The following is a 20,030-nucleotide window of genomic DNA, read 5'->3' on the forward strand; positions in this document are numbered from 1 at the left end:
CCATACTTAGCTCTCCAACATATGTAGATTGCGTCGGCAGTGTTTTAGATCTGCTATCGCTTGCGCTTTGTATGCACGATACATTTTGATGTCGGGGTCATAGTACAAATTAGGTGCAATTTGCTCGACTGGCTTTTTAGTGTGGGTAAATTCGATCACACCATAAGGCGTATCAAAACAACCACTTCGACCTTTAGTCACCACCGTGACTCTACCCATCACAACTTGCGAAATATCACCGGTATGACTGAGCTGACTTTCTAAGCTGATGTAGTTCAATACGCCACTGCGCAACTTTTTGATGATTTTATAAATGGCAGTCTCAGGCTCAGGTGGTGTAATAACGCTTTCATAGAAGCCTTTCACCACTCGTCTTAATAGCCCTTTATTAACACAATCTGCTAAGAACTTTCTAAAGGCTGGGTCACAAGGCACACCCAGCATAAAAGCAAGCTCTGTTGCACTGTGAATGCCACCGCCAGCGCTCACCGCTTTTGCCAATGCGTTTAATAGCTCATTAGATTTAGCCATAGGTCTACACTAAGTTACCAAATAGGTAACTTAGTGTAGACCTGATAGTAGACTTGCGCAAGACATAGGTCTACAGGTTGTTACCTTATAAGTAACTTAGTGTAGACCTATCACGTGAGAGTCTTAATCATTTTCAGTCTCTCAGCCAATCGAGAACAATCGATTTTTGCTGCGATTTTGCTAAGGCCATTTGACCTAACTATACCCATATTATTTATAGCAAATCATTCAGCCGCTTTAACAGCGCTTTACGGCCACTATTCTTGGTGACAAATCGCTTAAAACACTGCTCAAAATCTGAGACATCGCAGTTAAACTGATAGGCTTCGAACAACTGATGTAAATAACCAGATGCTTGATCATAGCCGCTGGCACAAGCGCGACTGGCTTCGGTTTGCGCTTGTTGCCAAAAGCGTTCACGCTGGCTGTAGGTTTCTACAAGCATCTTTTCTTTTTGTGCTTTTTCTATAGCCAGTTTCTTTGCTAGTGCTTCGGCTTGTTCTTGCTGTAACTGCCTTTGCGCTTGTTCAAGATAGGGGGCAATCGCGGGGGGAGTTAACCAATACTGATAGGCTTCTTGTTTAACTTTTCAAACGGCTTGTTGTTCCACCAGATATTGCATAATCGCCAGTTGCATTAACAGGGCAGAGCTGCCGGTTAACACTTCGACTGCGGCATGCCAGTGACTGGGGGTTGCGGTTTGACTATTACCAGCGCCAGACAAAACAACACCTTGCCATTGATGCTGAAAATCCTGCATCGCGCAATGCAACGACTGGCTGTTATCTGAACCTTGCTTACAGCACTGCGCCAACACCAAACTTAACTGCTGCCAAACAGTGTTTATTTCGTGCCAACATGCCTGACTTGGCTGCATCTCAAAATAATTAAGCAGTTTTTGCCAGCGACTCAAACGCTTGGCCACAAGGCTGTGCAATTGCGCGCGTGAGCTATGTTTGACTTGCTCTTCGGTTAACAGGTTTAAAGGTTCGGGTAGTGTTTTATCTGCTTGTCCCCCGCCATTTAATAATCGATAACCCCGCGCCGCTTTACTGAGCAAACCAATTTTAAGTGGCATAATAGTGGCGAGCTGTCTGGCTACATTAAAAATCTCACTGATATTACCTGCTTTTAATTCGAGTTCTATTTCATTGATTTCATCACACTTGTCATTTGCTCTTACTTCGCCCCTGTCCCACACCAATTCAATCTGTGACTGAGGATTAAAATTCAATAAATACACACTACGTTTAAACTGCGTGACAAACAGACACTGTAATTGAGTTTGAGCACCTTGATGGTCAAAACCTACAGGCCACACTTCTGCTGGAAACAAACTCAGGTCAGGAGTTTCTGGCGCTTTAGGTAATTTACCTAAGTCCACATTGTATTCCGGCCGTTGTTGTAACCCCGCCACTCCTTTACCTGCAGTTTTGATAGTTTGTTCATATTCATGCTGACAACCACGAATACGTAAACCCATGCCATTTAAGCGAAAATCCCGCTCACTCGTATCAAAATAGCTATTACTTAATTCAAGCTCTTGTTGCTCTACTTTAGCCGCTAGTTTTGGCAATAAGCTGTTTTCGATAAACTCCCCAGCCTGCACTGTGGTAGTGAGCTTTAATTCAATTTCATATTCCATACGAGTCCTTACTGCTCCAGATTAAACATGTTCTTTGGCAACAATCCTAGGCCCCAAATTACACTTTCAATAGCCACAATTTACTATTCAGGCCATTCAATTTGAATGTGGGCTTGCCTTTCGTTATGTCAGGCAATACCATTTGCGGCATATTATAGAGACAAGTTTTCATATTATGCGCAGCCACACCCTTTTATTTTTGTTATTTACTTGTATATCTTTACCCACTTTTTTGGCTGTAGCTCAAGAGCCAAATGATAAAGAGGGTAAGGTTCGTTATATTTCAGATGACCTCTTTACTTTTTTACATGCCGGTCCGGGGCGCAATTATCGTATTCTCGGTTCAGTGATTGCTGGTACTAAAGTCAAGATGTTGCAAGAAGACACTGAAACTCAGTTCATTGAAGTGATTGACGACAAACAGCGTACGGGTTGGGTACAAACTGAGTTTATCAGTAAAACTCGCAGTGTCAGAGAATTAGTCCCTGGGCTTACGCAAAAACTGCAAGAAGCCAATGCCATGATCAAACAGCAAAGTGCGGATAATGATTTGTTGAATCAACGTATCGCCGATCTAAGTTCACAAAATGCAGCTTTAAACCGCAAACAAGAAGAAATCGCCGCACACAATAAACGCATCAGCGCTGAACTAGCCAATCAGGATCAAAGTGCGCAAATTGAATGGTTCACTCGAGGTGGCATTGTCGCCGTGGTTAGTTTGTTATTGGGTATTATATTGACTTATTTACCTAAAAAACGCCGTCGCAACGATAATTGGATGTAACATTTTTAGAGCAAACCCTGCCAATGCGGTGTTTGCTCATCCCCCTATAAAGTCTTCAAGAACTGTTATCTCAGATTTAAAATCACGCTCTAAACACTCGACTTTCCGCACTTTCTAATTAACTGCATGCAATAAAAAACAAGATGAAAACTTGTTTGATTTGACTTCAAAGTAGCACCCAAAAGAGCACTTATTTAACCATGTATTTTGTCAGGATTATTTACACTATATTTACACAGCAGGTATATAAACAATTTAATCGCATATATATCAATAAGTAATATTTATGGCTTAATTAATGTATGTTAATAAAACTCATGCAATTTTTACTCTATATCAATAAGAAGGTGTGTTACATGACGACTCTTAAACCTAAGTGGAAAACGCTTACACTCACGACCTTATCGGCTTTATGCTCGCTTTGTTTTTTAAGCTCAGTCCAAGCCGCCATTATTCCAGTAGATATTAACATTCAAGCAACCAACACTTTTGATGAAGGTTACGGCGATGGAGTATCTAGCGGTGATTTCAGTTTAATAACAGGTGGTGCAACAATCACTTCCACTTATGCTGGCGCAACAGTAACAGGTACAAACCCGTTAACTAACAATCTAGTGAATACCGATGATGGCATTGGCTTTACCGGTAGCGCACTTACTACCGATGATACTTTTAATGTGGGTTTTGATAGTACTATTGATGTAGCTAACAACTCAGTTTCGGATATTTATGACATTGTGTTTAAGCTAGTATTTAGCAATATGGTTAGTGCGAATGGTATTGACGCCTATGCCGATTCTGAATTTACTTTGTTTGCCAATGGTGCAGAATTATTTTTCACTGATTTAGTATCTGACACAGTAAACGGCAACGAAATTGATGGTGTTGCAGATGGCAATTTTGGTGGTAGTTTGTTTGCCGCTGATACCTTATTTTTTAATTTTGCATTAAATCCAACTGATTTACTGACCCTTGATTTAAGTTGGACACTTGAGGGTGGCGATTTTGATGGTGGTGAAAGCGCTTTTGACTTCTCTCAATTTCTCTCAATAGAATCAGTAACACTTCGCGGAGGACAAGTGCCTCCTTCTGTACCCGCACCGGGCAGTCTTTCTTTGTTTGTCATTGCTTTATTTGGTTTAGTGGCAAGAAACGTCCGTAAAAACAAATAATCTAATTAAGGATAACAACAATGAAATTATTACACTCTGTACGTACGCTTACTTGTTCAGTTGCACTGTTAGCAGGCATGGGCGTCAGTCAGCCAGTATTTGCATCTGAGCCCTTTCTTGGCCAGATTCAAATGGTCGGTTTTGGTTTTGCACCTCGTGGCTGGGCAATTTGTGACGGGCAATTACTGTCTATTGCTCAAAATACCGCTTTGTTCTCTTTACTTGGAACCACCTATGGGGGCAATGGGCAAACTACCTTTGCCTTACCCGATTTACGTGGCCGCGTGGCAATTCAACCAGGTAACGGCCCGGGCCTAAGTAGTTACTCTTGGGGACAGAGGGGTGGTGTAGAACATGTCACACTAACAGCTAATCAAATGCCCTCACATACTCATGCTGCAACCAGCACGGTAAGTAGCATTAGTGCGACCTTACATGGTACCGATGCAGCAGGCGACTCAGCGACTCCTAGTGCTAATAGCTTAGCCAGTAAAAGCCGGACTAATATATACAGTTCAAACGCCCCCGATGTTGACCTACATGCAGACTCGATCAGTGTAGAAGCAACTGTGGGTACAACCTTAACCAACACTGGCGGTAGTCAAAGTCATGAAAACCGTATGCCTTATTTAGCGATTTATCATGTTATCGCCTTACAAGGTATCTACCCTTCGCGTAACTAGATTTTTAGTTATTTTGATGTAAGGTTACAGTATTAGTTAGATCGCCGATTTGTATCGGCGATTTTTTTTAGTGGAAAGACAAAATGCAACAACACGCTTTATTGGTTTTTATATCCTTACTGTTTTACCTAGTGTTGCCAAACACCGCCCTTGCCAACGAGAGCCGTGATTTACGTAAAGCGGATAAATTGTTAGCAGAACAGAAGTACCAAGAAGCCTATAGCGCCTATGAAGACATTGGCAAAGAAGAGAACAATGCCGTTGCACTAATTAACTTAGCGCTTTTTAACGAACTGGGTTGGGGTCGGCAAACTGATATGCTCAAAGCCTGTCAATGGTACGCCAAGGCTGCAGAGCTCGAGGCGCCATTAGCCTTGGATAAATTGGCCCATTGTTTTGTAAAAGGCATACATCAGGCCATGGATTTTCAACGTGCTGAGCAGTTATATGAAAAAGCCGCCGAGCTCGGTTTTCACCTATCACTTTGCCATTTAGGCAGTCTTTATTTACACGGAGAAGGTGTTGAGCAAAATTCGCAAAAGGGTTTAGCTTTGTGCACGCAAGCTGCTGAACAAGGTTCGATACCCGCTATGTTGCAAATTGCCGATTTTAATCTGGCATTAAATACCCAGGAATCAAATGCCTCCGCGCTACATTGGTATTCCAATGCTGCGAGTTATCACTCAGCTCATGCACAATTCAATATTGGGCTGATGTTACTCAAAGGGCAAGGGCTTAAACAAGACCCCTTGGAAGCTCGAGAGTGGTTTGAAAAAGCCGCCGCTCAAGGTTATCAACCAGCTTATTTTGAAACTGCTGCTTTATATTTTGCAGCACCTAAAAATCCTGTTACTAAGCTTTGGTTAGAACAAGACTTGGCCAAAAGCTACCTATGGATTTCAGCCGCTTTACAACGCAGCAACAATCAACAACAGCAAGATCAGTTGCACACTATGTTGGCTGAAGTTAAAAAGGTCATGCCAGAAACGTGGGAAAAAGATTTAAATAAAAAACTAGAAGCCCACTTAATGCAATTTCCAGTATCACCTAATTAACTCGTTGTTTGTGGGCATAACCTAAGATGGGCCGCTCCACTAGGTAATAGGATAAATTGGCAACAATGAAAATGAGTAAGCTAGCGATAATGAGTAAATAAGCCCAATCCTCTCTAGCATCCCAGCCATAAATAGACATTTGGTAGTCAACAAAACTAAGAATCGGGAAATGGTAGATATAAATACCGTAGGATACTTTGCCTAGATGGCGCACAACTACGTCATCCAATACCCATTTTGCGTAGTAAGTAAAAGGCGTGACATAAACCAAAACCGCCAAAACAAGGGGCAATACAGGCAAGCCATAACGGCCCATCGGAATTTGTATCCATTCGCCCAATTCTGTTGCCATAAGTAATATCACTGTGCTTAAACTCAGGACAAAAACTACATCACATACAAGCTTTACTTGGCCCGCACCACTGTTTTGCGTAAAAGCAAGATGCGTTTTTGTTTTAAGCAAAACTCCACCCGTGATAATACCAATAATAAAGTGAGGTAAATGGGCTAATAACGATTGAGTAACAACCGCGCCATTGACTTTTACCCACAATAAAATAGTGCTACCTGGCCACGGAATGTTCTTATCTACAGCTAGAACAAACATGTAATGCAAGGCATAACAAACTAAGGCCAAGATGACCAACAAGCCTAAAGCCCGAGCAAAAGATTGGTAGCGTAGCACCACAAAAAAAATGGGTAGCAAAAGATAAAACTGCATCTCAACTGCTAATGTCCAAAAAGAAGGATTGATACTGAAAAAAGAAAATTCGCTGTAATTAAATAAAAAACTGTAGTGCAGTAATATGTCTGGCCAAGCCGCAGGGAAAACCCAATAATTGCTTAATATTATGAGCAAGGTTAGGGCCATATAATAAGCGGGTAAAATACGCGCTAAACGGTGTTTAACAAAAGTACTTAATTTAGGCCAAGCCTCTTTAAACAGAATAGCTCGCCAATAGGGCAGCGATAATAACAAACCACTTAACACAAAAAATAAGGCCACACCCATTTCGCCGTTAGCAAACAACAGGTAAAAATCAAATTCACCATACTGCACGTCTACATCAACAATTTGATTGTAGTGCACGGCAAATACCGCCAATGCGGCCAGTGCTCTTAAACCGTCTAAGCCTTTTAAACGTTGGTTTTGCAATTATTGTTGCCCTAATACGGTAGCGGCAAACTGTCTTACCTGAGCATCTGTATCATTTTGCATGGCATGTTTTAGAAAATGAGTGACAAAAGCGAGATGCTGGTGCTTTTCCAAAACCCCCACAGCCAACATTCGATTTTCAGCAGAGGGATCGGAAAACAAGACTTGCCCAACAACCTGCAAGGCGTCAGCAGAATTCAAATCACTTAAACCAAGGATGGTCTGTTTGCGCACTTGGGCAGAGCTATCACCTAAACCTGATGCCAATTTATCAAGCTCGTTGTCTTTAACTAAATAACCTATCTGGGCCAACTTAGCATTTAACAGCTCATTTTGTTCCGGGCTATTAAGGTTATTATTTTCTTGCCATGAAAGGGCCGTATTGTCCGTCTTGAAAGTTGAGTTGTTTGGGTTTGCTTGCTCCCCAAGCTCATTCTGTTGCGAGCTAAGCAACTGAAAAGGATTAACTTTTTGCAATGTTGGAGCAGCTTGATGAGGAACCGTCAATGTTGCGTCAGCAACAGTATCCCCATTAAACTCATCTTGTTCATTCACAAAGTATCCTACAGCAAAACCAGCACAAAATATGCTGACTATGTACACCAACCTAAGCTCCATCTTTACTTCCTCCTTCAATCATTAATTGAGTGGAGAGCACACACTCAAAAGCTAACAGAATATATACCCAAGCAACCAGAAGATACGCGTTTCAGTGTTTCTGAGGTATATACCCACCTAATTACGGATTTTTGGTTTGCATTAATGTTATCTCTAAACGCTTCATTTCTCGAGCTAAAGACGCACGATTCATTTCCATAAATAACCAGTTTTTTAAACCAACTTGTAATTGCAGGATCACGATTAAACACACTCCCCAAAAGACAAGTTGCTCAACTAGCTGCGCGCTAAAAAATTCATAAGCTGTCCAAAACATCAGGGCACTGGTGAGTAATGTTAAACCGTTCACTAACCACACCCAGCGACGCATACCACCGCGATAAATAGGCAACAAACGGCTAAATAGCCCTTTATCGTCGAGCAACATGGGTTCTAGGCGTTTAGCTTCTGCCTCAAGGGCTTGGGTAATTTTGTCATCAATATTCATGGTCATTCTCCAATGTGACTTTTAATTTTGCCTTGGCCCGAAATAAACGGGTTTTAACCGTACCTACGGGCACCTCTTGTACTAATGCTATTTCGACCAAAGATAGTTGGGTAAAATAGAATAAATAAACGGCTAGGTATTCATCTTCAGGCAAGCCTTTTAAGGCAGCGGTTAGCGAGTCATGTGCAACACTATTTTCGCTCTCGACTTCATCCACTGCTAACTCAGAACTGCGCTGTTGCTGAATGTGTAGTTGCCGCAATAAATCAGTGGCGGACCACCTTAATGCGCGATAAATCCAACTTTTAAATACCGCTGGATTATGTAAAGCCCTTAAATTTTTTAAGGTTTTAAGCCAAGCATTTTGCACCGCATCCTGAGCCGCACTATGCTCGCCAAGCAAACGATAAGCGAACTGTAATAATGCAGGTTGATAATGCTCAAACAATAACAATAGAGCTGGCTCATCACCCTGTTGTGCTCTTATTACCAGCATGTCGAGTTCAACTTGTTGCATTTAGTCTCCTCTTGTTGACCTAAAGACGAAGAAAAAGAGCTAAAGGTTCTTAGGATGTAAAACAAACATAAAATTTTTTCACAGCAGCTTATCAGGTAAAATTAGTTTAAGGGTGAGTAAACAGCCCACGCTAGTTAATGACAAAATCGCTTGCAAGCAAGCTTGTTATTCACCATGGCGAGCTTTATTGTGTACCAAGAATTTTTGACGTTTTTTACGTGCAAAATAAGTATCAACATTTAAACAAGGAGAGAGCAGTGGGCGCTATCGTTAAGCTGTTAAAAGCACTCAATTCGGATGCCAGCCCCTGGCAACTAGCATGGGGATTTACCCTCGGCATGGTAATGGGTTTAACACCTATGTTAGGTTTGCACAGCGTAATTTTATTATTTGTGGTGCTGTTTTTCAGGGTTAATTTGTCGGCCTTTTTACTAGCATGGGCCTTGTTTTCTTTATTTGCTCTCGCATTAGGTTCTGTCATGGCAGGTGTTGGCGAATCCATCCTAAGCAATCAAAGTTTAGTTCCTTTTTGGACACAACTTTACAGCACTACTCTAGGTCAACTTAGTCAGTTTTATCACACTCTCACCCTTGGAAGCCTTGTGTTTTCCCTTATTTGCAGCCCAGTACTATTGATTGCCAGCAAAATATTGGTTGTGCAATACCGTGCAAAAGTCATGGTTTGGGTAAATAAAATCAAACTCGTACAGTTTATCAAAGGCACTAATTTCTATCGTCTTTATCAGGCATTGGGAGAATAACAACATGAAAAATATAATCCGCTGGCCCGGTCTGATAGCCTTTTTTGTAGTAGTCGGGCTGATTTCAGCCCTAGTCATTTTATTTCTCGATTTTTGGATAAAACTCGCAGCGCAAAAAGGCTTAGAAGCGGCCACTGGTGCCGAAGTGAATATTAGCCAAGTCGAACATACCTTCTCACCATTTGGTGTGAGTTTTATTGGTGTGCAGCTCACCGATCCTAAATCACCCAGTACCAATCAGTTAGAAGCACAAGTTATCAGTGCCAATATTGAATTATCGCCCTTATTACTGCGAAAAGTGATTATCGACCAACTGACTATGACTGGTGTGCAATTTGGCACTACTCGTAACTCTGCAGGACAAGTTTATCGTCAACCCGATGATTCTGAGTCTGTAAGTTCAAGCCTTTTTCCTGACGCGAAAGACTTACCTAGCGTTGATGAAGTCTTAGCTAAATCACCTCTTAAAACCACCAAAGCCATTGAAACAACTCAGCAAGCTTATGAGCAACATAAAGATAAACTGAGTGAGCAATACGCCAATTTACCTAGCAAGGATAAACTTAGCGATTACAAAAAACGCATCGAAGTACTGAGTAAAACCGATTATAAAAATCCGGCGGACTTGCTTGCGGCTAAAGAAGAATTTGAAAAACTTAAACAAGAAATCAAAGCCGACAAGGCAGTATTTAACGAGTTTAAAGAGTCCCTTCAAACAGCCAAACAAGATCTAGGCCCTAAATTAGCCCAATTAAAAGCAGCCCCCGGCCAAGACTATGAGCAACTTAAATCCTTAGTAGCGGGTGACGCTGGCGCCATTAGTGATGTTACCACTATGGTATTTGGCGAAACCGCTGGAGAGTGGAGTGGCTATGCTTTAGCTGCCTTAGATATTCTTGCACCTATGCTCAAAAACAAAGAACAGCAACAGCAAGAAGTAGTCATTGCTGAGGGGCGTTGGATCAGTTTTGGCGATACCTCTGGCCTACCTGAGCTGTGGATTAAACAAGCCGATATTTCTTTAAGCTGGCAGCAAGAGCAAATACTCAGTACATGGCAAGACATCACCTATCAACATGACATAATAGGTCGCCCAACTGTTTTTAAAGTCGACTCCAGTGCCAGTAGTTTGTGGCAATCACTTAAACTTAATGGTGATTTTTGGCTTAAAGACAGTGGTATTAACGCCCAGCAAAAATGGCAGTTAGCTGGTTTAAAATTACAAGACATTAGCCTAGTTGAACAAGACAAATTGAGCAGCAAGCTGCTTAAAGGTTTGTTATCTAGTAACGGCGAGATCAAAGTGAATCAAAATGCTGTGTCTGGTGATGCTGCGATCAATCTGGCCGAACTTGCTATGCAAGCCACTGGAGAAAATAAGCTGACTCGCATTATTGCCCAGACGCTAAACCAAATGCAGCAACTACAAATCAATACCAATGTTGCAGGTGCCATTGGCGACTTAGATTTGTCATTTAGTTCAGATCTCAATAAACAACTCGGCAGTGCTTTACTGGCTAATATAGGCAAAGAAGAGCAAGGTAAACTCGATGAGTTAAAACAAAAGCTTGATAGCCAAATGCAAGGAGCACTGGGTACTCAGGATAGCCAATACAGTGAATGGTTAGACTGGGAAAAACTTGTTGATGGCGATATGAATAGTCTAGAAGACATGCTCAACGCCAAAATGACTGGAGCACTGGACAAGAAAAAAGACGAACTAAAAGACAAGTTGAAAGGCAAGTTATTTGGTAATTAGATAATAGCGATTCAACTTGGTTAATATGCGATTATTTTGCTACCTCGTCACTTGTCAAAATAATCGCTCTTTCAAGGAGTGAGTTAAAACACTTCTAACAAAAAATAGATAATAAACTGTCAAACCCCTAGGCTTTTTAAGCTTGGTCATCACTAATTGCTTTAGCCAGTCGTTTACCTAAAGTTTGTAAAATGAATTGAGCATTTTCTGGATTGTTTTTAATACAACCTAAAAATTGACGCCTACTTAATACAATTAAGGCAACATCAGACTTAGCCACAATTCCTGCGGTTCTTGGAACGTCAACCAGCAAAGCTAACTCACCAAATACTTCACCACGACACAACTCGATATCTTGGTTTTCTTGTTTAGCTGCCCCTAACTGCACCGTAACTGTGCCGTCAACGATAAAATAAGCATCCTCGCCCATTTCACCTTTAGTAATAATAACTTCACCCGCACGATAATATTCGCGGCAATAAGGCTCCATAAAATTAAAGATATCTTGCTGAGCAACAAAATTGATAAAGCTCTCACGAATTTCGTGCAGGTTAAGCACCATTGGCTGAATATCTAAGTCATAGTGAGCTGACTTAACAATCTCACCCGCTTTGACAAAACCAATACGCTGCATTGATTTGGTGAGGGCAGGATTAAAAGGCGCCACTACATGGGTCACATTTTTGTCATATGCCCAGTAGTACATCAACATAAAAAGGCCATTGGTAATTCTTAACTGTCCGCGACTATTAGGATCAACCACTAATTGTCCCACATTAGCCACAGTGCCAACTTCGCCTTTTAGGAAGGGCGTAAAATCGAAAAAATCATCAGCAGGAATGCCAACACAATTATCTTGTAAGGTTAAACGGATGGTGCCAACTACGTTATCCTCGTCAGATGCAAAAAATGTTACCGAATTAGTAAAGGCATCAAAACGATCGATGATCCGTCCGTCTGCCTGTTTTTTATATGAACCTTCAATATCGGCGAACACTTTATGGCGTAACTTATAACAAGCATCTAATTCGACATTGCTTTCAGCTATTTTGGTCCTAATTCCCATTCCTTTACCCTCATAAGTGGATTGGTATTTTGTTTTCTTATTTTTACTTTAACCCAGAGACGGCTTCATATAATACAAGTTAATCACAAATCCTATTTATCACTATTCTCTGGGCAGAATGCGCTGTATGACTTACCAAAGCGCCAATGACAAAATGCGAAACAAATACTAACAGGCGAGCATTTTGTTAGTTGACAATTGCTTTTCCCAACCTGGCCAAATAAGCCTTGTGGTCACAGCCCAGTTTATGTACAATCCGCGCCGCTTAAAACAGCTACCTAATTTAGTTCCTTGTCTCCATACAGTTTGGCTGTGCTGTCGAGACTACAACCGTGAGGAGCAATATGATGCGTCATTACGAAATCGTATTCATGGTTCACCCTGACCAGAGTGAACAAGTTCCTGGTATGATCGAGCGTTATACCGGAATTCTAACCCAAGATGGCGGTGTTATTAACCGCAAAGAAGATTGGGGTCGTCGTCAATTGGCTTACCCAATCGACAAGTTACATAAAGCACACTATGTCTTGATCAATGCTGAAGCTACTGCTGAAGCGATTGAAGAATTAGAGACTGCTTTCCGTTTCAACGATGTAATCTTGCGTAACCTTGTTATGCGTACCAAAGGTGTTGTTACTGAACAATCTCCTATGGCTAAAGAAGAACGTCGTGAAAAGCGTGATGAGAAGTCATACGACAGACCTGCTCATTCAGAAGCTCACGCTTCTGATGATGATGAAGAATAAGGAGAGACATAATGGCTCGTTTTTTTAGACGTCGTAAGTTCTGCCGTTTTTCAGCTGAAGGTGTTGTTGAGATTGATTACAAAGACATCGCAATGTTGAAAAATTACATCACTGAAAGTGGTAAAATTGTCCCTAGCCGTATCACTGGAACTAGCGCTAAATATCAGCGTCAGTTGTCAACTGCTATTAAGCGTGCACGCTTCCTAGCTTTGCTTCCATATACTGATTCTCACAAGTAATCGCTGAGGTAGCAAAGATGGAAATCATACTACTAGACAAAGTCGCTAACCTGGGCGGCTTAGGTGACAAAGTCACAGTTAAGTCAGGCTACGCACGTAACTTTTTGTTCCCTAAAGGGAAAGCAGTTCCTGCTACTAAAGTAAACGTAGAAAAATTTGAACAACGTCGCGCTGAGTTAGAAGCAAAAATTGCTGACCAACTTACTGCTGCACAAGCTCGCGCTGCTGCTTTAGCTGAATTAGCTGAAGTAACAATCGCGGCTCCTGCGGGTGACGAAGGTAAATTGTTCGGTTCAGTTGGTACTCGTGATATTGCTGACGCGATCAACGCAGCAGGATTTGCTACTACTAAAGCTGAAGTTAAATTGCCTAACGGTACTTTACGTGATACTGGTGAATACACTGTTACTTTACAGTTGCATTCAGAAGTTAGCGCTACTATCAAAGTTATTGTTATTCAAGAAGCTTAATCGCTCGGAATGCTAATTACATTTGTTTAAAAACACCGCCTTCTGGCGGTGTTTTTTTATCTGCATATCCCCTTCATCCTTGAAACTTGTTTATTGGTTTTGTCTTAACAGTTTTGCCTGCCACTGCGGATCTAGACCACTGGCATTTTCAATCATCAATATACTCTCGACATCCAGTTTTTTACTTTGGAGCATATGTAAAAAATGTCGAATGGTTAAGTTGGAATTTGAGCGCTCAACTAATTTGAAAGTATCACCGACTTGTAATTGCCCCGCCGCAATCACGCGATAATACCAACCACTTAAGTGATGTTGCGCTATAAACTGACTTAAACCGGGTTGGCGAAATTTAGCATCTATCTTCCAGCAGGGTATACGTGGAGCACTCACTTGCAACGTGGCAGAACCTACTTGGTAAATATCGCCAATACATACGTTATCTTCATGCATTAATGCAGTGCTGATATTTTCACCTATAGAGCCAGGTAGAGCTTTACGATGTAACAAGGGATATTGCTGAATGATTCTTTGATAACTGGATAGTGAAAATTGATGCAAGGCTTTTTGTGGGCCACCGTGCACTCGTTTGTCGGCTTGCACATCACCCACTATGCCTAAGGCATTGACCTGTGCATGTTCAATTGGTTTTTTAATTATACCCGTAGGACTGAGTTTAGGGCCGATGGCTGTTTTGTTGCCGCTGAATAAACCGATAATCTCCATTGCGCTACCTCACTAAATAAAAAATATGCATTATTTTTTTAATCCTTTAAACCAATCTAGTTTACCCTGCGACTTACTAAACAACTAACACCAAGAAGACATGCGTTTGAGCACACTAGGAAACGTTGTCGCAGCCGAGCATAAGTTTGCCTCTAAAAGTGAGATGGACTTAATCAAAGCAGTACAAGGCGGCGACAAACAGGCGTACCACAAACTATATCAGCAATACATTGCTCAGGTGTATGGCTTGTGTTATCGCCTGACCGCAGATAAATCCTTAGCCGAAGATGCTGCTCAAGAGGTTTTTATCCAGTTGTGGCGAAAAATCGGTAATTACCAAGGAGATAGCAAGTTTTCTACGTGGCTGCATACAGTGACCAGCAACATCACGATCTCTTATTTGCGCAAACAAAGGGGTTGGTTATATCGCATGATGAATTTTGAAGATTCCCCGGCCATCAATGAATTGGCCGAAGAATCGAGTAGCACAGTGGATATTGAAAGTTACATAGTTCGGCTACCCGAGCGTGCCAGACTGGTGTTTGTTTTACATGCCATTGAAGGCTATCGCCACGAAGAAATTGCCATTATGACTAACATGGCTGTGGGCTCAAGTAAGGCACAGTTTCACCGCGCCAAACAATTATTACAGGAGTGGATGGGATATGAATAAAGCTGACTTTGAATCGGATTTGCAACAACAACTTGTTGCGCTTAACCGTGAAAAACAGCCTGAACGTGAACTTTGGTCAGGCATTGAACTGGCTTTAGTTAATAGCCCTGATGTAGTTAACAAGCCAAAGTCAGGCAAAATTTACGCCTTGGTTGCTGGAGTAGCTTTAATTGGACTAGTAAGTTTGCTGTCGTTTCATACGGCTCAAAAGCACCCAAATGGCAGTGATTTAATTGCCAGTTTAAGCGCCCAACATCAACAGCAAAAACAAGCGCTTCTGGTGCAATTTCAAGATCAACCGGCCTTAACCAGTAATTGGCAGGAACAGGTGGCTGAATTAGACAAGGCAGAATTAGCGATTAAGGCCGCGCTGAAAAATGAGCCCAACAACATGGCATTGCTGAAGTTATTACAAAACGTTTATCAACAGCAGATTAGTTTAATCGAGCGGGTGCACTCTCCTAAATGGTCACAGATCTAAGTCCGCGTATTCAAATGAGGTAATGACAAATGAAACAAATTCTAATAGCTATGGCGTTATTGATAATAAGTAGTGCTAGTTTTGCCACTGAAAAAGTGGATAAAACCTTAGACGTGAATATTAACAGTTATATCCGTATCGAACATGTGAATGGCCTCGCCAAAATAAGCACTTGGGATAAAGCTGAGGTGCAAGTAACTGGCACATTGGGTGACAAAACCGATAAATTTATTTTTGAGCGCGACGGCAATGAAGTCGTGATCAAAGTTAAAACCAAAAAGCACAGTGGTTGGGGCAACTGGGGCTCGGATGATGGAGACGACTTAACGATCCTAGTACCAGCTAATAGCAAAATAAACTACAGCGCAGTTAATGCTGACGTTGAAGTCAGTGGTGTCAGAGGCGGAGCCGATATTGAAACTGTCAATGGATCACTTGAGGTTAAACAGTTAGGCGGGCGTATTCGCTTAGATTCAGTTAACGGCAACATTACAGCCACTGAGCTTGAAGGCGATGTAAAGATTGAAACCGTCAATGGGGATATTCATTCACGCAGTTCAAATGGGCGAGATGACAAATACAGTTCAGTCAATGGTGATATTACCGTGCAAACCGAAAGTGAAGAATTACAAGCAGAAACCGTCAATGGCGACATTGAACTCAAACTAGGGACGATACGCCAACTCAACCTCGAAACGGTGAACGGCTCCCTCGAAGCGAAGATGATATTGCAGAAAAATGGCGAAGTGACTGCATCCAGTGTCGGTGGCTCAATTGAATTATATTTTCAGGATGATGTATCTGCACGCTTTGATATCCAAGCTCATGCTGGCGGTAACATCATCAACAAGCTGTCTGAACACAAAATACAAAAAGACAAATACGGCCCCAGTCGCTGGCTAGAGTTTTCCCTCAATGGCGGCAGTGCCAAGGTAAATGTGTCAACTGTGAGTGGCAAAGTTAAACTGGACTCTCACTAAAAGATAAAACCACTTATTTCAGGTTATTAATATTACCAAAATAGGATGTTTATCCCAAAATAAACCTCTTATCAAAAAAAATTATATGATTTGACCAGATAGTCTATATAATCTGTTTTATTTCACTCGGCCGAATCTAATTTAGACCGGCCTTGCTCCCCCTTTGTAAATAACTCCGGTAATATCGCAGCTCTAGCGTTACAAAAATATTACATCGCTAGTTTTTCGTTTTATTTACACTACCCAGGGAACAATATATGAAAATACATACATCAGCGCGTTTGCGCCGGTCGTCCTATGGCGTTATGTTGGCTTTAGGCTGCATAACCAGCCTGTCTGCATTCGCACAAGACAATAGCGCAAGTTTATTAGAAGATGAAGTTGAAGAAACCATTGAGAAAGTCGTTGTAACCGGCTCGCGTATTAAACGCGCTGAATTTTCTAGTGCTTCTCCAATACAAGTAATTGATGGTGCCATTTCTCGTGAAATGGGTTTATTTGATGCCACTGAAATGTTACAGGGCACAACTCAGGCAGCAGGTTTACAAATCGACAATACTTTTGGTGGTTTTGTACTGGATAACGGCCCTGGCTCCTCAACTATCGGTTTTCGCGGCTTAGGCGCTGGTCGCACTCTAGTGTTGATTAATGGTCGACGTGTTGCACCCGCTGGTGTAGGTGGAGCGCCAGTATCACCAGATATAAATTTAATTCCAGGTGTAATGATTGAACGTATCGAAAACTTATTTGATGGTGCTTCTACCGTTTATGGTTCTGACGCCATCGCTGGCGTAGCCAACGTTATTCTACGTAAAGATGTTGATGGTTTTGATTTTGAAGCCAGCCATAAAGCCCCTCAGTCTGGTGGTGGTCAAGAAACAACTTTATCTGCAATGTATGGTAAAAGTGGTGATAACTATTCATTTAACTTAGCTGCAGAATATTATGATCGTAAGTCTCAATCCTATGCACAAAATGACTTTGCCAGTAACTGTGATGAATTATATTACGAAGGCGATGATGGCGGCATTTACCAAGAGTATCGTGGTATCGGCCCTACGGCTGAAGCCCCTGATGCCTGTGATATTTTCCCTCTCACTAACCGCGCGTCTCACGCCGGATTTTTTGGTTCACTTTACTACACACCGGGTAAATCAAATATTGGCGTTCCAGGTTGGTCAGAATCTACAACCTCTTTAGGTAATATTCCATATATCAACGGCACTGTTGCAGCTGATAGTAATGGCGATGGCATTGATGATATCGCTATTTATGATGGTAATGGCGATGGTCTACTCGATTTTAACTTCCAAGACCCATTTTATAGCTTAGGTAGAACAGACTATGTTAACTCTGCCGATTGGGTAAGCCCAGTTAGACGTTTCAGCTTGTTTGCTAACGGTGATTATTTATTTCAAGATAAAAACGATACACGTTTCTTCTATGAAGCTTTATACGCAAATAGAGCATCTGACGTATTCAGCCCAGGTGGTCAATTGTTTCAAACTGTGGGTATCAACAACCCATATAACCCTTGTGGTACTGACCCCATTAATGCCGTTAATTGTTATGCCGGTACTGGTTTAGATGCCTTTTTTGGCGATACTCCAAGTACTATGCAGCCTATCGTTAGTATCCGTAACGACCGTGATACTAACGTAGTTGATGTTTATCAATATCGCTTGGTTGGTGGTATTGAAGGTAATATTGGCGCCTTAGATAACTTTGCTCAAGGTTCTTGGTTTTATGAAATCTCGGCAAACTATAGTGCATCAAAAGGTAAAAATAGCATCGTTGGTATTAGCGAAGCGAACTTAGTTTATTCATTAGAAAACTCTGTCAGAAATGCTGACGGTACTATTACTTGTGGTTCAGGTTGTGTGCCAGTTAACATGTTTGCCCCCAATATCTATCAAGAAGGCGGTGGTAATTTTAGTGAAGCAGAAACAGAATATTTGATGACCAGTCGTGAAATTGAAACTGAAATCAAACAAACTGTATTAAGCGGTTTTATCTCGGGTGATTTGTACAAATTGCCGTGGAACTCAGAAATCGTACCTATTGTTGTTGGAGCTGAATTCAGAAAAGACGAAATTATCACTGATGCCAACGATGTGGCTTCACAAGGTTTGTTATGGGGTTATTTCTCTGATGAAGGTGCCGATGGTAGCCGTAATATTCGTGAAGTTTATTTTGAAACAGAATTACCTTTATTAAGAGGCAAAAAGTTTGCAGAAGAACTTACGGTAACTGCCGCTGGTCGTTGGACCGATGAAAGCTTCTATGATCCTGAATCTATCTACAGCTTAAAAGCGGTATACCGTCCTAATGAATGGCTAACCATTCGTGGAACTCGCGGTACTTCATACCGTGCACCTAACTTACGTGAGCGTTTCTTAAATGGCACTTCAGGTTTTAGCACAATAAGCGATCCTTGTGTTGTTCCAGATGCTGCGCGTGATGCAGATATAACAGTAGGTGGTACAGAAACTTATAACGCTGAAAACGACACTCGTTCTCCTCGTGTACTAACATCTTGTGCTGCTAATGGTGTCGATGCAACAGCCTTAGGTCTACGTACTGACGATAGTTTAGGTTTTACTGCTAGTACAAGTACTGAAGTAAGCACTGGTGGTACACAAGAATTACAACCAGAAAAATCTTTATCTAAAACTTATGGCTTTATTATTGAACAACCTTTCAGCGAAGAGTTTGATCTGACCTTTTCAATGACTAAATACAAAATCGAAATCACCGACAGTGTAGCTGAACCTTCAGGTGCATTTATCGTTAGTCAATGCTTTAACAACATTGATGTACCCGACGGTACAAGTGGTTTCTGTGACAGTATCGTACGTGATTCTAGCACTGGCCGTTTAAGCTCTATTAACGCATCCTTTGTGAATATAGGTTTAGAAGGTTCTGAAGGTATCGATTACAACATTTTCTATGAACAAGAATTTGTAGTAGGTGATCGTGCGCTAGGCGTTATCCTTGACTTACAAGCCACTAAACTTGAGTCAGCTGAACAAGATATATTAGGTGTTTACGATGATAATTATGGTGAGCCCGTTTATCCAGAATGGCGTGCCAGTGGTCGTTTATCCTTAAGCTATAATGATTTCCGTCTAAGCTGGAGAACAAGTTTCATCGGTAAAGGTGAAACAGATGACCCGGATGATTTCGATACTTATACTCCTTGTGATGGTTTAACCGTAACCTGTCGTCCAGTGTATTACACCGAAAATTACACTAATCACAGTGTGTCGCTAAATTATACTGCGGATAACTATTCAGTTACTGCAGGTATACAAAACGTATTTAACGATGCTCCCCCTAAAGTTGATGGCGGCGGCGTATTTTCAACACGCAATATTCCATTGGGTGTAGGTTATGATTTATATGGTAGATCGGCTTATTTAAGTGTTGGTTACACTTTCTAAGCTAACTTAGTTGTTTTTATAGGGCTCGGGCAAAGCTATTT

The 20,030-nt window shown here is 41.5% G+C and carries 22 protein-coding genes; 13 read left to right on the forward strand and 9 right to left on the reverse strand.

Annotation, left to right across the window (positions count from 1 at the left end; translation table 11 throughout):
• Positions 1 to 6: 6 nt before the first annotated feature.
• From abiEi to AX660_RS03045, 3 genes are all read right to left on the reverse strand, one after another.
• Complete coding sequence (abiEi, locus tag AX660_RS03035; RefSeq protein ID WP_068372369.1) at positions 7 to 531, reverse strand: type IV toxin-antitoxin system AbiEi family antitoxin; 525 nt, start codon at positions 529 to 531, stop codon at positions 7 to 9.
• Positions 532 to 745: 214 nt separating this feature from the next.
• A complete protein-coding gene (locus AX660_RS23520) occupies positions 746 to 976 on the reverse strand; it encodes a hypothetical protein (protein WP_235594644.1) in 231 nt (76 codons plus the stop codon).
• Positions 977 to 1,120: 144 nt separating this feature from the next.
• Entirely contained in the window at positions 1,121 to 2,176 is a 1,056-nt protein-coding gene (locus AX660_RS03045; protein ID WP_068372372.1) for a CYTH domain-containing protein, read from the reverse strand.
• A gap of 175 nt (positions 2,177 to 2,351) precedes the next feature.
• Between AX660_RS03045 and AX660_RS03050 the strand changes: the two genes are divergently transcribed.
• From AX660_RS03050 to AX660_RS03065, 4 genes are all read left to right on the forward strand, one after another.
• Positions 2,352 to 2,960 carry a TIGR04211 family SH3 domain-containing protein gene (locus AX660_RS03050; RefSeq protein ID WP_068372375.1) on the forward strand — a complete coding sequence of 203 codons (609 nt, stop codon included), beginning with the start codon at positions 2,352 to 2,354 and terminating at the stop codon, positions 2,958 to 2,960.
• A 356-nt stretch (positions 2,961 to 3,316) separates the two neighbouring features.
• Positions 3,317 to 4,132, forward strand: coding sequence for a hypothetical protein (locus tag AX660_RS03055; protein ID WP_068372378.1), 816 nt, complete (start codon positions 3,317 to 3,319; stop codon positions 4,130 to 4,132).
• Positions 4,133 to 4,152: 20 nt separating this feature from the next.
• Complete coding sequence (locus tag AX660_RS03060) at positions 4,153 to 4,815, forward strand: phage tail protein (RefSeq protein WP_082768716.1); 663 nt, start codon at positions 4,153 to 4,155, stop codon at positions 4,813 to 4,815.
• A gap of 83 nt (positions 4,816 to 4,898) precedes the next feature.
• Positions 4,899 to 5,870 carry a tetratricopeptide repeat protein gene (locus AX660_RS03065; RefSeq protein WP_068372382.1) on the forward strand — a complete coding sequence of 324 codons (972 nt, stop codon included), beginning with the start codon at positions 4,899 to 4,901 and terminating at the stop codon, positions 5,868 to 5,870.
• Here the strand turns inward: AX660_RS03065 and AX660_RS03070 are convergent.
• From AX660_RS03070 to AX660_RS03085, 4 genes are all read right to left on the reverse strand, one after another.
• A complete protein-coding gene (locus tag AX660_RS03070) occupies positions 5,863 to 7,026 on the reverse strand; it encodes an acyltransferase family protein (RefSeq protein ID WP_068372384.1) in 1,164 nt (387 codons plus the stop codon). The genes AX660_RS03065 and AX660_RS03070 overlap by 8 nt on opposite strands.
• A complete protein-coding gene (locus AX660_RS03075; protein ID WP_068372387.1) occupies positions 7,027 to 7,644 on the reverse strand; it encodes a HEAT repeat domain-containing protein in 618 nt (205 codons plus the stop codon).
• Between the two features lie 121 nt (positions 7,645 to 7,765).
• Positions 7,766 to 8,131, reverse strand: coding sequence for a DUF6768 family protein (locus AX660_RS03080; RefSeq protein WP_068372390.1), 366 nt, complete (start codon positions 8,129 to 8,131; stop codon positions 7,766 to 7,768).
• Positions 8,121 to 8,648, reverse strand: a complete 528-nt coding sequence (locus tag AX660_RS03085; protein ID WP_068372392.1) for an RNA polymerase sigma factor — start codon at positions 8,646 to 8,648, stop codon at positions 8,121 to 8,123. Before AX660_RS03085 ends, AX660_RS03080 begins: the two co-directional genes overlap by 11 nt.
• A 257-nt stretch (positions 8,649 to 8,905) precedes the next feature.
• Between AX660_RS03085 and AX660_RS03090 the strand changes: the two genes are divergently transcribed.
• Positions 8,906 to 9,409 carry a TIGR03546 family protein gene (locus AX660_RS03090; RefSeq protein ID WP_068372395.1) on the forward strand — a complete coding sequence of 168 codons (504 nt, stop codon included), beginning with the start codon at positions 8,906 to 8,908 and terminating at the stop codon, positions 9,407 to 9,409.
• A 4-nt stretch (positions 9,410 to 9,413) separates the two neighbouring features.
• A complete protein-coding gene (locus tag AX660_RS03095) occupies positions 9,414 to 11,168 on the forward strand; it encodes a TIGR03545 family protein (protein ID WP_068372398.1) in 1,755 nt (584 codons plus the stop codon).
• Between the two features lie 136 nt (positions 11,169 to 11,304).
• Here AX660_RS03095 and AX660_RS03100 read toward each other — a convergent pair whose 3' ends face one another.
• Positions 11,305 to 12,234 carry an N-acyl amino acid synthase FeeM domain-containing protein gene (locus tag AX660_RS03100; protein ID WP_068372401.1) on the reverse strand — a complete coding sequence of 310 codons (930 nt, stop codon included), beginning with the start codon at positions 12,232 to 12,234 and terminating at the stop codon, positions 11,305 to 11,307.
• A 347-nt stretch (positions 12,235 to 12,581) separates the two neighbouring features.
• Between AX660_RS03100 and rpsF the strand changes: the two genes are divergently transcribed.
• The 3 genes from rpsF to rplI are packed head-to-tail and all read left to right on the forward strand — an operon-like array spanning position 12,582 to position 13,689.
• Positions 12,582 to 12,980 carry a 30S ribosomal protein S6 gene (gene rpsF, locus AX660_RS03105; protein ID WP_082768718.1) on the forward strand — a complete coding sequence of 133 codons (399 nt, stop codon included), beginning with the start codon at positions 12,582 to 12,584 and terminating at the stop codon, positions 12,978 to 12,980.
• Positions 12,981 to 12,991: 11 nt separating this feature from the next.
• Positions 12,992 to 13,219 carry a 30S ribosomal protein S18 gene (gene rpsR, locus AX660_RS03110; RefSeq protein ID WP_068372406.1) on the forward strand — a complete coding sequence of 76 codons (228 nt, stop codon included), beginning with the start codon at positions 12,992 to 12,994 and terminating at the stop codon, positions 13,217 to 13,219.
• Between the two features lie 17 nt (positions 13,220 to 13,236).
• A complete protein-coding gene (gene rplI / locus AX660_RS03115) occupies positions 13,237 to 13,689 on the forward strand; it encodes a 50S ribosomal protein L9 (RefSeq protein ID WP_068372409.1) in 453 nt (150 codons plus the stop codon).
• Between the two features lie 90 nt (positions 13,690 to 13,779).
• Here the strand turns inward: rplI and AX660_RS03120 are convergent, their stop codons facing one another.
• The gene (locus tag AX660_RS03120; protein WP_068372412.1) at positions 13,780 to 14,412 is read right to left on the reverse strand and encodes an MOSC domain-containing protein; all 633 of its coding nucleotides are present in this window, start codon (positions 14,410 to 14,412) and stop codon (positions 13,780 to 13,782) included.
• A 100-nt stretch (positions 14,413 to 14,512) separates the two neighbouring features.
• On the opposite strand from AX660_RS03120, the gene AX660_RS03125 reads away from it, so the two are divergent.
• The 4 genes from AX660_RS03125 (at position 14,513) to AX660_RS03140 (ending at position 19,989) form a co-directional block, all read left to right on the forward strand.
• A complete protein-coding gene (locus AX660_RS03125; protein ID WP_407669334.1) occupies positions 14,513 to 15,085 on the forward strand; it encodes an RNA polymerase sigma factor in 573 nt (190 codons plus the stop codon).
• Complete coding sequence (locus AX660_RS03130; RefSeq protein ID WP_068372415.1) at positions 15,078 to 15,566, forward strand: hypothetical protein; 489 nt, start codon at positions 15,078 to 15,080, stop codon at positions 15,564 to 15,566. Before AX660_RS03125 ends, AX660_RS03130 begins: the two co-directional genes overlap by 8 nt.
• A gap of 29 nt (positions 15,567 to 15,595) precedes the next feature.
• Positions 15,596 to 16,546, forward strand: coding sequence for a DUF4097 family beta strand repeat-containing protein (locus tag AX660_RS03135; protein WP_068372418.1), 951 nt, complete (start codon positions 15,596 to 15,598; stop codon positions 16,544 to 16,546).
• Positions 16,547 to 16,803: 257 nt separating this feature from the next.
• Complete coding sequence (locus AX660_RS03140) at positions 16,804 to 19,989, forward strand: TonB-dependent receptor domain-containing protein (protein WP_068372421.1); 3,186 nt, start codon at positions 16,804 to 16,806, stop codon at positions 19,987 to 19,989.
• Positions 19,990 to 20,030: the final 41 nt, after the last annotated feature.

The sequence above is a fragment of the Paraglaciecola hydrolytica genome (assembly GCF_001565895.1).
Taxonomy (GTDB): domain Bacteria; phylum Pseudomonadota; class Gammaproteobacteria; order Enterobacterales; family Alteromonadaceae; genus Paraglaciecola; species Paraglaciecola hydrolytica.